This window comes from Dyadobacter soli (genome assembly GCF_900101885.1).
GTDB lineage: Bacteria > Bacteroidota > Bacteroidia > Cytophagales > Spirosomataceae > Dyadobacter > Dyadobacter soli.
Window position 1 is genome coordinate 393,504 of sequence record NZ_FNAN01000006.1, and the last position, 15,105, is coordinate 408,608.

The window sequence follows — 15,105 nt, forward strand, 5'->3', positions numbered from 1 at the left end:
GCATGTAAGCCGCTAGTCAATCAATGAACCGACAAATTCCAAAACAATGGCAAAAGAAATAGGTGGATACGTCAAACTGCAGGTGAAAGGTGGCCAAGCCAACCCATCACCTCCGATTGGTCCTGCATTAGGATCGAAGGGTTTGAATATCATGGAGTTTTGCAAGCAGTTCAATGGCCGTACCCAGGATAAAATGGGTGTGGTATTGCCGGTAGTTATTACATACTACAAAGACAAGTCTTTCGACTTCGTCATCAAAACCCCCCCGGCCGCTATTCTTCTTCTGGAAGCCTCAAAAGTGAAAACAGGTTCGGCTCAGCCAAACCGTATTAAGGTAGGATCAGTTTCATGGGATCAAGTTAAAACGATCGCTGAAACAAAAATGCCCGACCTGAACTGCTTCACCGTAGAGTCTGCTATGAAAATGATCGCGGGAACGGCTCGTAGTATGGGTATCACCGTGGCTGGCAAGGCCCCATGGGAAGAAAACAACTGAGCGTAGATTTATAGATACGCCAAAGAAACAAAGAACATGGGAAAATTGACCAAAAAGCAAAAAGAAGCTCTTTCAAAATACGACGCAACCCAGGCTTTTACGCTTGAAGGTGCTGCGGAAGTTCTGAAAACGATTTCCTATACCAAATTTGATGCTTCCGTAGATATCGACGTTCGTTTGGGCGTAGATCCTCGTAAAGCTGACCAAATGGTGCGTGGCGTGGTAACATTGCCACACGGAACCGGAAAAGAAGTTCGCGTATTGGTGCTGTGTACTCCCGACAAGGAGGCAGAAGCGAAAGAGGCAGGAGCGGATTATGTTGGTCTTGACGAATACATTACAAAAATCGAGCAAGGCTGGACAGACATCGACGTGATTATTACAATGCCGAGTGTAATGGCAAAAGTAGGTAGACTTGGTAAAGTGTTGGGTCCTCGTGGTCTGATGCCAAACCCTAAGTCGGGAACTGTAACTCCGGACGTTGCAAAGGCTGTTAAGGAAGTAAAAGCGGGTAAAATCGACTTCAAAGTTGACAAAACCGGTATCATCCACACCAGCATCGGTAAAGTTTCTTTCGGAACTGACCAGCTTGCACAAAACGCGACGGAAGTTATCAATACCTTGGTTCGCCTTAAGCCTTCATCGGCAAAAGGTACTTACGTAAAAAGCATTCACTTGTCAAGCACGATGAGCCCGGGTGTTATTATTGACAAAAACACGATTCCAGGACTGTAATATGACACGGGAAGAAAAAGCAGTAATTATTGACGAATTGAGTCAGAAATTCGCCAACACGCCATACTTCTACATTACCAACGCTACCGGCATGACCGTGAGTGAGGTAAACACACTGAGAGGCCTTTGCTTCGAGCGTGGTGTTGAGTATCGTGTTGTGAAGAATACATTGATTAAAAAAGCGCTCGAAACACTAGATACGGACTATTCTTCTTTCGACGAAGTGTTGAAAGGATTTTCCGGAGTAATGTTTCACCCGGAGTCAGGTAAAGTTCCTGCACAACTGATCAAGGATTTCAAAAAGAAATCAGGTAGCGATAAATTGAAGTTCAAAGGAGCTTCTGTTGACACTGCCCTTTTCGTTGGAGAAAGCCAGCTGGACGTTCTGATTTCTCTGAAATCGAAACAAGAACTGATCGGCGAAGTGATCGGATTGTTGCAATCACCTGCCAAAAATGTTATCGGCGCTCTTACAAGCGGCGGACAGAACCTGGCTGGTATCTTGAAAACTTTGTCTGAAAAAGAAGACTAATTAAATAGCCTGGTTTAGCTCTCCGGGTTGATAATTAAAGGAGCCTTTTTAAAATCATCTTATTGTATAATCAAAAAAATCAAAATAGAAATGGCAGATTTGAAAGCTTTCGCAGAACAGCTTGTTAACCTTACGGTTAAAGAAGTGAACGAATTGGCTACAATTCTTAAAGACGAGTACGGCATTGAGCCAGCAGCTGCTGGTGCAGTAATGGTAGCAGGTCCTGGCGCTGGCGCTGGTGCTGATGCTCCTGCGGTTGAAGAGAAAACTTCTTTCGATGTAATCTTGAAATCGGCTGGTGCTGGTAAACTTGCTGTTGTGAAATTGGTTAAAGACCTGACTGGTCTTGGCCTGAAAGAAGCGAAAGAACTCGTTGACGGCGCTCCAAAACCTGTAAAAGAAGGTGTTGCTAAAGACGAAGCTGACGCTCTGAAAAAGCAACTTGAAGAAGCTGGTGCAGAAGTTGAAGTGAAGTAATTTGCTCCACAGCATTAGAAAATAAATTCTTAGGAATAGGCCTGACAATCGTCAGGTCTTTTCCTGTTTTTTATAAAGACCAAACGAAAAGTACTTTTTTGTCGTTCTGGTTAGAGGCGGTGACGAGATCGCTGCCCAAATCTCCTTCCGGCTAACTTTGCCCGAAACACTTCCTTACTCGTAGAAGGGAAGAACAGGGGCGGTTAACCTTTCTCTACGAGGCAATAGATTAGGTTAAAACTAATTAGTTTTTCTGCTAACCCAAATCACACATAGCCTTGGCTACTATTAATCCAAAAACACCAAGAAAGAACTTCTCAAGGATCAATCAGATTATCGATTATCCGGATCTTCTGGGAATCCAGGTACAATCGTTCCGCGATTTCTTTAGTCTGGATACATCGGTTGAAGACCGTTCCGGAGAAGGACTTTACAAAGTTTTCGCTGAAAACTTCCCCATCGCCGACTCACGCGAAAACTTCGTTCTCGAGTTCATCGATTACCTCCTTGAACCACCGAAGTATTCTGTCGACGAATCCATTGATCGCGGTCTGACTTACGCAGTGCCTTTGAAGGCGAAACTGCGTTTGATCTGTAACGACGCCGATCATGAAGAATTTGAAACCATTGAGCAGGAAGTATTCCTCGGAAACATTCCTTACATGACCGAACGCGGTTCGTTCGTGATCAATGGCGCTGAGCGCGTAATCGTTTCTCAGCTTCACCGTTCACCGGGCGTGTTCTTCTCTATGAGCAAGCACACCAACGGTTCAAAACTATATTCTGCGCGGATTATTCCATTCAAAGGTTCCTGGATCGAATTCTCTACGGACGTGAACAACGTAATGTACGCGTACATCGACCGTAAGAAGAAATTCCCGGTAACGACCCTTTTGAGAGCGATCGGTTTCGGATCTGATAAAGATATCCTCGACCTTTTCGGTCTTTCAGAAGAAATCAGCGCGACGCCTACTAACCTGAAAAAGGCAGTAGGACGCCGGTTGGCGGCAAGGGTTCTCCGTACATGGACTGAGGACTTTGTGGATGAGGATACCGGTGAGGTAGTTTCTATCCAGCGTAACGAAGTGTTGCTGGAACGTGACTCTACTATTTCTGCGGATGATATCGACGTGATCGTAGAATCAGGTCAGAAGTCGATCATCATGCACAAGGAAGACATGAACGTAGCGGATTATAACATCATTTATAACACGCTTCAAAAAGATAGCTCAAACTCCGACAAGGAAGCTGTTGAGCAAATTTACCGTCAGCTGCGTAATGCAGAAGCTCCTGATGAGCAAACTGCACGTGACGTGATCCAGAGCTTGTTCTTCTCGGATAAGCGTTACGACCTCGGTGATGTAGGCCGTTACCGTATCAACAAGAAATTGGGATCGGATACCAGCCTCGACGTTCGCGTACTGACAACCGGTGATATCGTTTCCATCGTGAAATACCTGATCGGTCTGATCAATGCGAAAGCGGTAGTCGATGATATCGACCACTTGTCAAACCGTCGTGTACGTACGGTAGGCGAGCAGCTTTATGCACAGTTCGGCGTGGGTCTTGCACGTATGGCGCGTACCATCAAGGAGCGTATGAACGTACGTGATAACGAAGATTTCAAACCTGTTGACCTGATCAATGCTCGTACATTGTCATCGGTAATCAACTCGTTCTTCGGTACCAACCAGCTTTCTCAGTTCATGGACCAAACAAACCCATTGGCTGAGATTACGCACAAACGTCGTATGTCGGCACTTGGGCCAGGTGGTCTTTCCCGTGAAAGAGCAGGTTTCGAGGTTCGTGACGTTCACTACACCCACTACGGGCGTCTGTGTACGATCGAAACTCCGGAAGGTCCGAACATCGGTCTGATTTCCTCTCTTTGCGTGTTCGCGAAAGTGAATGGAATGGGCTTTATCGAAACACCATATCGTGTAATCGATAGCGCAGGTAAGCTGACCAATGAGCTGATCTACATGACAGCGGAAGAAGAAGATTCCAAATACATCGCACAAGCGAATGCTTCTGTGGATAAAGAAGGAAACTTCACCGTTGAGAAAATCAAAACACGTTTCGAAGGTGACTTCCCGATGGTGGATCCTTCGCAAGCGTCATATATGGACGTTGCTGCCAACCAGATCGTATCGGTAGCCGCTTCGCTGATTCCGTTCCTTGAACACGATGATGCTAACCGTGCATTGATGGGATCTAACATGCAGCGCCAGGGTGTGCCTTTGTTGCGCCCTCAGGCTCCTATCGTTGGAACTGGTCTGGAACGCCGCGTGGCAATGGACTCGCGTGCATTGGTAGTTGCAGAAGGTGACGGCGAAATCGAATTCGTAGATGCGAAGAAGATTGTCGTTAAATACGACCGTACGGACGATGACCGCCTCGTTAGCTTTATCGACGACAGCGTTTCTTATGATCTCGTGAAATTCCGTCGTACCAACCAGGACACTTGTTTGAACCTTCAACCAATGGTGTTGAAAGGCCAGAAAGTGAAAAAAGGCGAACCGCTTTGCCAGGGTTATGGTACCGAAGGTGGTGAACTTGCATTGGGCCGTAATCTTTTGGTTGCATTCATGCCTTGGCAGGGATACAACTTCGAGGATGCGATCGTAATCTCTGAAAAGGTAGTACGCGACGATATCTTTACTTCGATCCACATCGAAGAATTCGAACTCGAAGTGCGTGATACGAAACGCGGAGAAGAAGAATTGACCGCTGAGATCCCGAACGTAAGCGAGGAAACTGTAAAGAACCTCGACGAAAACGGTATCGTACAAGTAGGTACAGAAGTGAAAGAAGGCGATATCCTGATCGGTAAGATCACTCCAAAAGGAGAATCTGATCCAACTCCGGAAGAAAAACTGCTTCGTGCGATCTTCGGTGATAAGGCTGGTGATGTGAAGGATGCTTCCAAAAAAGCACCACCATCAATGAAAGGTGTGGTAATCGATACCAAACTGTTCTCCCGCCCGACCAAAGAAGAGCGTGCAAAACACAAAGACGAGCTTCGTTTGTTGATGAAAAAATACAGCCGTGACCTGACTGCATTGCGTGGTCGTGTGATCGACAAGCTGGTAACATTGACGGATGGCAGAACCAGCTCGGGCGTGAAGCACAAATTCGGTGACGAGTTGATCAGCAAAGGAATGAAGTTCAATGTGAGAAACATCTCCGAGAACCTTTTCCCTGCCAACAACCCGTACCGCGACGAAAGCCAGTATGCAGTTCCGGAAGAGGTTAACCTTATCGGAGACGTATTGACTGACGCATGGAGCGAAGACAGCAATGTAAACCTTCAGGTTTCACTGGTGTTGAAAAACTACCTCAATGCCCGCAGCGAAGTAATGGGCCGCTTCAAACGCGATCGTTTCGCATTGGAAGTAGGTGATGAACTACCAGCAGGTATCGTGAAACTGGCGAAAGTATATATCGCTAAGAAACGTAAACTGAAAGTAGGGGATAAAATGGCGGGTCGCCACGGTAACAAAGGGGTTGTTGCCCGTATCGTTCGTGACGAAGATATGCCGTTCCTCGAAGACGGAACGCCGGTTAACATCGTGTTGAACCCACTTGGGGTACCTTCACGTATGAACATCGGTCAGATTTACGAAACCATCCTCGCATGGGCTGGTCTGAAACTCGGCCGTCGCTACGCAACACCGATCTTTGACGGTGCTACCGAAGCGGAAGTTGCTGCCGAGCTGAAAGAAGCAGGTCTGCCGGATTGGGGACGTACTTATCTGTACAATGGTTTGACTGGTGAGCAGTTCGACCAGCCGGTAACTGTCGGTCTGATGTACATGATGAAACTGGGCCACTTGGTTGACGATAAAATGCACGCGCGTTCTATCGGGCCATACTCGCTCATTACCCAGCAACCATTGGGTGGTAAAGCGCAGTTCGGTGGACAGCGTTTCGGTGAGATGGAAGTGTGGGCGCTTGAAGCGTTCGGTGCATCGCACATTCTTCAGGAGATCCTTACGGTGAAATCTGATGATGTGGTAGGCCGTGCCAAAGCGTACGAAGCGATCGTGAAAGGTGAAAACCTTCCGAAACCAAATATCCCAGAGTCATTCAACGTACTTGTTCACGAGCTTCGCGGACTAGCATTGGAGATTACACTGGACTAATTTTTAGTCGTAGGCGGCGCATTGCAAGATGCGCTGCTTAACAAAGCAATCATTTAGTTTCGACTAACAGACAAACGACTCTTTATTATGTCTTTCAAAAAGAATAAAAAATTAAACAGCGACTTTTCCAGAATGACGATCAGTCTGGCGTCACCGGAGTCTATCCTAGAAAGCTCCTTCGGTGAAGTAACCCAGCCTGAAACCATCAACTACCGGACCTACAAGCCGGAGATGGGCGGTCTGTTCTGCGAGCGCATTTTCGGTCCTGTAAAAGACTGGGAATGTCACTGCGGGAAATACAAGCGCATTCGTTATAAAGGAATTATCTGCGACCGTTGCGGTGTAGAGGTAACCGAGAAAAAGGTTCGCCGGGAGCGCATGGGTCACATTGAATTAGTGGTTCCTGTTGCACATATCTGGTACTTCCGCAGCTTGCCGAACAAAATCGGTTACCTGTTGGGACTTTCGACCAAGAAACTCGACCAGATCATTTACTACGAACGGTACGCGGTTGTTCAGCCAGGTGTGAAAGAAGAGGACGGCGTAAGCTACCTCGACTTCCTGACCGAAGATGAGTACCTCGATATCATCGATAAACTCCCACGCGAGAATCAGTTGCTTCCTGACACGGATCCCAACAAGTTCATCGCGAAAATGGGTGCCGATGCATTAGAAATGCTGTTGAGCCGCATTAAGCTCGACGAACTTTCTTACGAACTCCGTCACCAGGCTGCTACCGACACTTCTCAGCAACGTAAAGCGGAAGCTTTGAAGCGCTTGAAAGTGGTAGAAGCATTCCGTGATGCGAATACCCGTATTGAAAACCGCCCTGAATGGATGGTGATCAAAATGGTACCGGTTATTCCACCAGAATTGCGTCCGCTTGTACCTCTGGACGGTGGCCGTTTCGCGACTTCGGATTTGAACGACCTTTATCGTCGTGTAATTATCCGTAACAACCGTCTGAAACGCCTCATCGAGATCAAGGCACCTGAGGTGATCTTGCGTAACGAAAAAAGGATGTTGCAGGAAGCGGTTGACTCCCTTTTCGACAACAGCCGTAAAGTGAATGCGGTACGTTCAGAAGGTAACCGTGCATTGAAATCACTTTCAGACATGCTGAAAGGAAAGCAAGGCCGTTTCCGTCAAAACTTGCTAGGTAAGCGTGTCGACTATTCTGGTCGTTCGGTTATCGTGGTAGGTCCTGAATTGAAACTGCACGAATGCGGTTTGCCAAAAGATATGGCGGCGGAGCTTTTCAAGCCGTTTATTATCCGCAAGCTCATCGAGCGTGGAATTGTTAAAACTGTAAAATCAGCGAAGAAGATCGTAGACCGCAAGGACCCTGTGATCTGGGATATTCTCGAAAACGTACTGAAAGGTCACCCGGTATTGCTTAACCGTGCTCCGACACTTCACCGTTTGGGTATCCAGGCATTCCAGCCTAAACTGATCGAAGGTAAGGCGATCCAGCTTCACCCATTGGTTTGTACGGCATTCAACGCCGACTTTGACGGTGACCAGATGGCGGTACACGTACCACTGGGCCAGGAAGCCGTTTTGGAAGCTTCAATGCTGATGCTTTCGTCGCATAACATTCTGAACCCTGCCAACGGTGCACCGATTACGGTACCATCTCAGGACATGGTTTTGGGTCTGTATTATGTTACAAAAGGTCGCGTAAGCACCGAGCAATATCCGATCATCGGAGAAGGCAAAATCTTCTACGGTCCTGATGAAGTTATCATCGCGATCAACGAAGGCAAACTTTCGAAACATGCGAATATCAAATGCCGCGTTCGCGTTCGTAACGAGGACGGCACATTTGAAATTAAGCTGATCGACACCGTTGCAGGCCGTCTCCTGTTCAACCAGGCTGTTCCTGAGGAAGTAGGTTATATCAACGAATTGTTGACTAAAAAGAAACTTCAGCAGATCATCGGTTTGGTATTCAAACAGGCTGGTGTGGCCCGTACAGCACAATTCCTTGACGAAATCAAAGAACTTGGTTTCCAAATGGCCTTCAAAGGCGGTTTGTCAATGGGATTGGACGATGTAATGGTTCCAAGTGAAAAAGAAAAACTCATCGAGCAGGCGAAAGGCGATGTTGAAAACGTCTGGAACAACTACCTGATGGGTTTGATCACGGAGAACGAACGTTACAACCAGGTGATCGATATCTGGACGCGCGTTAACTCACGCATTACAGAAACGTTGATGAAGCAGCTTGAATCTGACAAAGGCGGATTCAACTCAATCTATATGATGATGCACTCCGGAGCCCGCGGTTCCCGCGAGCAGATCCGTCAGTTGGGTGGTATGAGGGGGCTTATGGCGAAACCTCAGAAAAACATCGCTGGTGGTGCTGGTGAAATCATCGAAAACCCGATTCTTTCTAACTTTAAAGAAGGTCTCGACGTTTTGGAATACTTTATCTCTACCCACGGTGCGCGTAAAGGTCTTGCCGATACAGCGTTGAAAACTGCGGATGCGGGTTACCTGACCCGTCGTTTGCACGACGTTGCACAAGACGTGGTCGTAGTAGAAGAAGACTGCGGCTCGCTCCGTGGTATCGCGATCTCGGCATTGAAAGACAATGAAGATATCGTAGAACCATTGTCAGAGCGTATCCTTGGCCGTGTGAGCGTTCACGATGTGTTCGATCCGTTGACCAACGAATTGATCCTTACATCAGGACAGGAAATCACAGAAGAGATCGCAGCTTACATTGATGAAACAAGCCTTGAAACTGTCGAAATCCGTTCGGTACTGACTTGCGAAACCCGTGACGGTGTTTGTGCAAAATGTTATGGACGCAGCTTGGCGTCTGCCCAGATGGTAAACATCGGTGAGGCAGTAGGTGTAATCGCTTCCCAGTCAATCGGTGAGCCAGGTACACAGCTGACACTCCGTACATTCCACGTGGGTGGTACGGCTTCCAACATCTCTGTTGAAGCCAACATCAAAGCGAAATTCGACGGTTTGATCCAGTTCGAAGACCTTCGTCTGGTACAATCTGTTAACTCGGAAGGCGACGAAGTAACGGTAGTAATGGGCCGTTCAGGTGAAGTGAAAGTCGTTCACCCTGAAACGAAACAACTCCTGATCTCGAACAACGTACCTTACGGTGCGCATTTGCAAGTGAAAGAAGGTGATAGCGTGCTCAAAGGTCAGGAACTTTGTACCTGGGACCCTTATCACGCGGTAATCCTTTCAGAATTCACAGGAACTGTTTCCTTCGACGCGATCGAAGAAGGTATCACATTCCGTGAAGAATTTGACGAACAAACAGGCTTCCAGGAGTCGGTGATCATTGAAACACGTGACAAAACCAAAAACCCGGCTATCGTGGTGAAAGGTAAGTCTACATTGTTGAAAGATCAGACTGAAAAAGGTTACAACCTTCCTGTTGGAGCACGTCTGGTTGTGAAGGCCGGTGCAGCTATCAAGGCTGGTCAGCCGTTGGCGAAAATCCCACGCGTTGTTGGTAAAACACGCGATATCACGGGAGGTCTGCCACGTGTGACCGAATTGTTCGAAGCACGTAACCCGTCTAACCCTGCTACGGTTTCTGAAATCGACGGAGTAGTATCTTACGGTGGCGTAAAACGCGGTAACCGTGAAATCCATATCGAATCGAAAGACGGAACACAACGTCGCTACATGGTGCCTCTGTCGAAACACATCCTCGTTCAGGACGGTGACTTCGTACGTGCCGGTGACCCGCTTTCCGATGGTGCGATTACCCCTGCGGACATCCTTTCTATCAAAGGACCAACCGCGGTACAAGAGTACCTCGTGAACGAGATTCAGGAAGTATACCGTTTGCAAGGTGTGAAGATCAACGATAAACACATCGAATGTATCGTACGCCAGATGATGCAGAAAGTGGATATCCTGGACGCTGGTGACACCAACTTCCTTGAAATGCAGGCTGTTGACCGCGTGGTATTCCGCGAGGAAAACGATAAGATCCTGGATATGAAAGTGGTTGAAGACTCCGGTAGCTCCGAAACATTGAAGCCTGGTATGATCGTTTCTGTTCGTCGCCTGCGCGATGAAAATTCAAGCCTGAAACGTCGTGACCTTAAACTGGTGACTGCCCGTGATGCGCAAGCTGCGGTAGCGAGACCAACGTTGATGGGTATCACACAAGCTTCTTTGGGTACTGAGAGCTTTGTTTCCGCGGCTTCATTCCAGGAAACAACCAAAGTATTGAGCGAAGCAGCTGTTCGTGGTAAACGCGATGAACTGAAAGGCTTGAAGGAGAACGTGATCGTAGGTCACCTTATCCCTGCCGGTACAGGTATGCGTACTTACGAAAACCTGATCGTTGGATCGAAAGAAGAATTCGATGCGCTCACCGATTCTCGCGAGAGACAATCACGCAAGAAAAAAGAGTTGGCGTAATCCGACTGAATATGAGTAAACCGAGAGCCGGCCTGCATTAGCGGGACCGGCTCTCGGCTTTTTCAACCGGGGTATTTTTAGTAATTTCCCCAGTAAATTCAATAGCGCAGCTATTTAAAAACCAACAATGAAAGAAGAGAACAAGGAAAACGAACAACAGATCAATGTGGAACTGTCCGAGGAAATGGCAGAAGGGGTGTATTCCAACCTGGCCATGATCGCCCATTCCAACAGCGAATTCATACTCGACTTCATCCGCCTCATGCCCGGAGTACCCCGCGCGAAGGTGAAAGCGCGCATTATCGTTACGCCCGAGCATGCGAAGCGCCTTGTAGCCGCATTACGTGACAATATTCAGAAATACGAAGACCAATACGGCCCTATCCAGAGCTCTCAGGACAACGAGCCGACATTCAGCTTCCCAATCAGCTTCGGCGGCCCGGGCGGCGAAGCGTAATCAGTTTACAAAACCGACATGTAAGCTTGGCTATATCGCTATCAGTCAGGCACTTCGCGAATAAGAAGTTTGGCTTCCGTCATGATTTTTTGTAACTTTTGCCAAACTCTTAATCACCATGGCATCATTCAAATTGACAATCAACAACCGTGCATACAGCGCAGACGTGGAGGGTGATACCCCGCTGCTGTGGGTGTTGCGCGATAATCTGGGCCTTGTAGGTACCAAATATGGCTGCGGGATCGCGCAGTGTGGCGCCTGCACCGTGCATCTGGATGGCAAGGCCGTTCGCTCATGCGTATTGCCCGTTTCGGCAGTAGGAAAGGCGAAGGTAACCACCATTGAAGGGCTGTCCGAAAAAGGCGACCACCCGGTTCAGAAGGCGTGGGATGAAGTGGATGTGGCCCAATGCGGTTACTGCCAGGCTGGTCAGATCATGACAGCAGCCGCATTCCTTAAAGAAAAGCCGAAACCGACGGACGAGGAAATCGTCGGGGCGATGAGCGGTAACCTCTGCCGCTGCGGAACTTACCACCGCATTCGCGAAGCCGTTAAAGTCGCAGCTTCTAAAACCAACTAACCATGAGCACGTTAAATCAAACATCGCGTCGCGACTTCATGAAGCTCGCGGCTGCGGCCGGTGGCGGTTTGTTCCTGGGTTTCAACTGGTCGGATACCAACGCGGCACCGGTTGTGGTGGATGCGAATCAGATTGCGGCGGGAGCGGTGAAATTCAATAGCTACCTGTCTATCGGTTCCGATAACATCATTACCATTGTTTCTCCCAATCCTGAAATCGGGCAGGGTATCAAAACCGCCTTTCCAATGGTGGTGGCCGAAGAGCTGGACGCCGATTGGAAACTCGTAAAAACAGTGCAGGGTAAGCTCGACAATGCACAGTTCGAACGCCAGGTAACAGGCGGTAGCGGCGCCGTTCCGCATTCGTGGGAACGCCTGCGCAAGGCGGGCGCCACGGCACGTTACCTTCTCGTGAATGCGGCGGCGACCAAATGGGGCGTACCGGTTTTGGAAATCACGACCGCCGATAGCAAGCTGTCTCACAAAGCTTCGGGCAAATCGGCGAGCTACGGCGAATTTGCGGAGGCCGCCGGCAAGCTTACCGCGCCAACCGACATTAAACTGAAAGATGAAAAGACATTCAAACTGATCGGGCAATCGGTCAGGAATGTCGATAACAAGAATATAGCTACCGGTAAGCCGCTTTTCGGCCTTGATTTTTACCGTGAGGGAATGCTGTTCGCGATTATCCAGCGGCCAAAAGCATTTGGTTTTAAACTGAAATCGGTTGACTCCGCCGCCGCCAAAGCAATGCCCGGTATCGTGGACGTGGTTACTTTCGAAAACAGTGTGGCAGTAGTCGGTAAATCGACCTGGCAATGCAAGAAGGCCCGCGAAGCGCTGAAAATCGAATACGAAAAAGCGGCCGACCTCGAAAGCTCGGAAGACCATAACCGCATTTTCTCCAACCTGATGGACAATGGCGAAGCTACTGTCCGCAGAAAAAATGGCGATGTGGAAGCCGCATTCAAAAGCGCCGCGAAAGTCATTAAGTCGGAGTACCAATGCCCGTTCCTGCCGCATAGCCCATTGGAACCCATGAACTTCTTCGCACACGTACGCGAGGATGGCGTAGAGCTCGTAGGCCCGACGCAGACGCCCGACCGCGCACGTGGGGAAGCAGCTAAGATAACAGGCTTCCCTCCCGAAAAAATCACGGTGGAAATTACGCGCCAGGGCGGCGGTTTCGGTCGACGGCTTTCCGCTGACTTTGCGATCGAAGCGGTACACGTTTCCAAACTCGTGAAAGCGCCGGTGAAGGTGATCTGGACGCGGGAAGACGATATGACCGGCGGTACATACCGCCCTGCCGTACGCTACCGCTTCGAGGCCGCATTGGATAAAAACGGAGAAATGATCGGCTATAAACTGCGTGGCGTCGGAATCAACTCCGGCAACCCTACCCGGGAGGATAACTTTCCGTCGGGCTCGGTAGATAACCTGCTGATCGATTCGGTAGAACATAAATCGGCCATTACTACCGGCCCGTGGCGTGCGCCTATTACCAACTTCCTCGCTTATGCCGAGCAGTCGTTCATCGACGAAGTGGCGGAAGCGGCGGGTAAAGATCCGGTAGAATTCCGGCTTGCATTGCTGGAAAAAGCGAAAAAATCACCGGCAGGCGAGGTAAAATACGATGTCGACCGGATGATCGCCGTGATCAGGCTGGCGGCTGAGAAGAGCAACTGGGGTAAGAAAAAAGGCGTTTTCCAAGGCTTTTCGGTTTACTTCTCGCACCGGTCGTACGTAGCGCAGGTAGGCGAAGTGGTTGTCGAAAAAGGCAAACCTACATTGAAAAACGTCATCGCTGCGGTCGATTGCGGCATTGTGATCAACAAAAGCGGCTCGTTGCAGCAGGTACGCGGCGGCGTTGTGGATGGACTCGGCCACGCCATGTTCGGCAACATGACGTTCAAAGGCGGTACTCCCGACCAAAGCAATTTCAATGGCTTCCGTTTGATCCGGATGAATGAGATCCCCGAGGTAGATGTGCATTTCGTAGAAAACGGCATTTCACCGACGGGCCTCGGCGAGCCTGCATTGCCGCCAGCGGGAGGTGCAGTTGCCAATGCATTCTATAAAGCGACGAAGCAACGGCTTAGAAATCAGCCTTTTATTAACGAGGAAGCATTTAAAGGCATTTCCTAAGCATTAAATCATGCAAATTGTAAGGCAGTAAGATGAAAATGTGATACCGCATTTTTATCTTACTGCCTTTATTTTATGTTCTTCCTAAACCATTGAAATACAAATGAAAAAGATCGTTACACTATTTGCTGCATTGGTATGCATTGCCATCACGGCATTTGTGGTGGCCGAATTTCCGCAAACCGACATTTCAAACGGCGTGATCAAAGCCAAACTGTATTTGCCCGACGAAAATGAAGGCTACTACCGCGGCGTCCGTTTCGACTGGGCAGGCGTGGTACCGAGCCTGGAATACAAAGGGCATACCTATTTCGGCGCCTGGAACCAGGCACCTTACGATCCCAAACTGCACGACGCCATCATGGGGCCCGTGGAGGAATTTACACCGCTGAATTTCGACGAAGCCAAGCCGGGAGAGCAGTTTATCAAGATCGGGGTAGGCGTTTTGACCAAACCCGATGATAAAAAATACTCATTCGCGACCAATTACGCGATCAAGAACCCGGGTAAACGGTCGGTAACGAAAGGGGAAGACCAGGTTGCTTTCACGCATGAGTTGAAGGATGAAACCGGCTATGGCTACGATTACCGCAAGACATTGAGGTTGGTCAAAGGCAAGGCGCAGCTCGTTTTGGAACACTCCTTGAAAAATACCGGCACCAAACCGATTGTGGCGAGCACCTATAACCATAACTTTTTCATGATCGACAATGAGCCGTCGAATGAGAACATTCGCATTGTATTTCCTTTCGAGGTGAAAGGCGAAGGCAAAGGCTTTGGAAGCATCATCAATGCAAACGGCAAAACGCTGAATTATTCACGCGCAGTAGTCAAAGGCGACCAGGTTTTCAGTGCCGGTTTGCAGGGTTTCGGGCCGACGGCCAAAGACTACGACATTCGCATTGAAAATACCAAAACAAAGGCGGGCGTGCGCATTACCTGCGACCAGCCGTTGGAAAAACTCGTTTACTGGGCCTGCCCGACTACATCCTGCCCCGAACCTTATATTAAAATCGCCGCCCAGCCAGGTCAGGAGATCAAATGGAAGGTGACTTACGACTTTTACACCTTTTAACGAAGAGCGTCCGGATTTTTCTAAATTCGCACCGCAATTCAACAAACTAGT

General features: G+C 48.8%; 10 protein-coding genes. All 10 read left to right on the plus strand.

All coding sequences use genetic code 11. The features are described 5' to 3' along the window. The first annotated feature begins 46 nt into the window (after positions 1 to 46). The 10 genes from rplK to BLQ88_RS12145 all read left to right on the plus strand — a co-directional run bounded on the left by rplK (position 47) and on the right by BLQ88_RS12145 (position 15,054). On the plus strand, positions 47 to 496 hold the full coding sequence (gene rplK / locus BLQ88_RS12100; protein WP_019944910.1) for a 50S ribosomal protein L11: 450 nt from the start codon (positions 47 to 49) through the stop codon (positions 494 to 496). 36 nt (positions 497 to 532) lie between these two features. After that, on the plus strand, positions 533 to 1,231 hold the full coding sequence (gene rplA, locus BLQ88_RS12105; RefSeq protein ID WP_090149729.1) for a 50S ribosomal protein L1: 699 nt from the start codon (positions 533 to 535) through the stop codon (positions 1,229 to 1,231). A 1-nt stretch (position 1,232) separates the two neighbouring features. Further along, positions 1,233 to 1,763, plus strand: coding sequence for a 50S ribosomal protein L10 (gene rplJ, locus BLQ88_RS12110; RefSeq protein ID WP_090149732.1), 531 nt, complete (start codon positions 1,233 to 1,235; stop codon positions 1,761 to 1,763). A gap of 90 nt (positions 1,764 to 1,853) precedes the next feature. After that, positions 1,854 to 2,240 carry a 50S ribosomal protein L7/L12 gene (rplL, locus tag BLQ88_RS12115; RefSeq protein ID WP_090149735.1) on the plus strand — a complete coding sequence of 129 codons (387 nt, stop codon included), beginning with the start codon at positions 1,854 to 1,856 and terminating at the stop codon, positions 2,238 to 2,240. Between the two features lie 278 nt (positions 2,241 to 2,518). Continuing rightward, positions 2,519 to 6,385, plus strand: coding sequence for a DNA-directed RNA polymerase subunit beta (rpoB, locus tag BLQ88_RS12120; RefSeq protein WP_090149739.1), 3,867 nt, complete (start codon positions 2,519 to 2,521; stop codon positions 6,383 to 6,385). 87 nt (positions 6,386 to 6,472) lie between these two features. Continuing rightward, positions 6,473 to 10,795 (plus strand): DNA-directed RNA polymerase subunit beta', encoded by a 4,323-nt coding sequence (rpoC, locus tag BLQ88_RS12125; RefSeq protein ID WP_090149742.1) that lies wholly within the window; start codon positions 6,473 to 6,475, stop codon positions 10,793 to 10,795. 127 nt (positions 10,796 to 10,922) lie between these two features. Beyond that, entirely contained in the window at positions 10,923 to 11,252 is a 330-nt protein-coding gene (locus tag BLQ88_RS12130; protein ID WP_090149745.1) for a DUF3467 domain-containing protein, read from the plus strand. A gap of 118 nt (positions 11,253 to 11,370) precedes the next feature. Further along, positions 11,371 to 11,832 (plus strand): (2Fe-2S)-binding protein, encoded by a 462-nt coding sequence (locus BLQ88_RS12135; protein ID WP_015812900.1) that lies wholly within the window; start codon positions 11,371 to 11,373, stop codon positions 11,830 to 11,832. Between the two features lie 2 nt (positions 11,833 to 11,834). After that, positions 11,835 to 13,979: a xanthine dehydrogenase family protein molybdopterin-binding subunit gene (locus tag BLQ88_RS12140; protein WP_090149748.1), complete on the plus strand. Its 2,145-nt coding sequence runs from the start codon at positions 11,835 to 11,837 to the stop codon at positions 13,977 to 13,979. Between the two features lie 163 nt (positions 13,980 to 14,142). Beyond that, positions 14,143 to 15,054, plus strand: a complete 912-nt coding sequence (locus BLQ88_RS12145) for a hypothetical protein (RefSeq protein ID WP_374754760.1) — start codon at positions 14,143 to 14,145, stop codon at positions 15,052 to 15,054. Positions 15,055 to 15,105: the final 51 nt, after the last annotated feature.

Excerpts from the sequence above, each read along its gene's own strand:
- rplL (WP_090149735.1), top strand. The coding sequence starts at position 1,854 with ATGGCAGATTTGAAAGCTTTCGCAGAACAGCTTGTTAACCTTACGGTT.
- BLQ88_RS12140 (WP_090149748.1), top strand. The coding sequence starts at position 11,835 with ATGAGCACGTTAAATCAAACATCGCGTCGCGACTTCATGAAGCTCGCG.
- BLQ88_RS12135 (WP_015812900.1), top strand. The coding sequence starts at position 11,371 with ATGGCATCATTCAAATTGACAATCAACAACCGTGCATACAGCGCAGAC.
- rplJ (WP_090149732.1), top strand. The coding sequence starts at position 1,233 with ATGACACGGGAAGAAAAAGCAGTAATTATTGACGAATTGAGTCAGAAA.
- rplK (WP_019944910.1), top strand. The coding sequence starts at position 47 with ATGGCAAAAGAAATAGGTGGATACGTCAAACTGCAGGTGAAAGGTGGC.
- rpoC (WP_090149742.1), top strand. The coding sequence starts at position 6,473 with ATGTCTTTCAAAAAGAATAAAAAATTAAACAGCGACTTTTCCAGAATG.
- rplA (WP_090149729.1), top strand. The coding sequence starts at position 533 with ATGGGAAAATTGACCAAAAAGCAAAAAGAAGCTCTTTCAAAATACGAC.
- BLQ88_RS12130 (WP_090149745.1), top strand. The coding sequence starts at position 10,923 with ATGAAAGAAGAGAACAAGGAAAACGAACAACAGATCAATGTGGAACTG.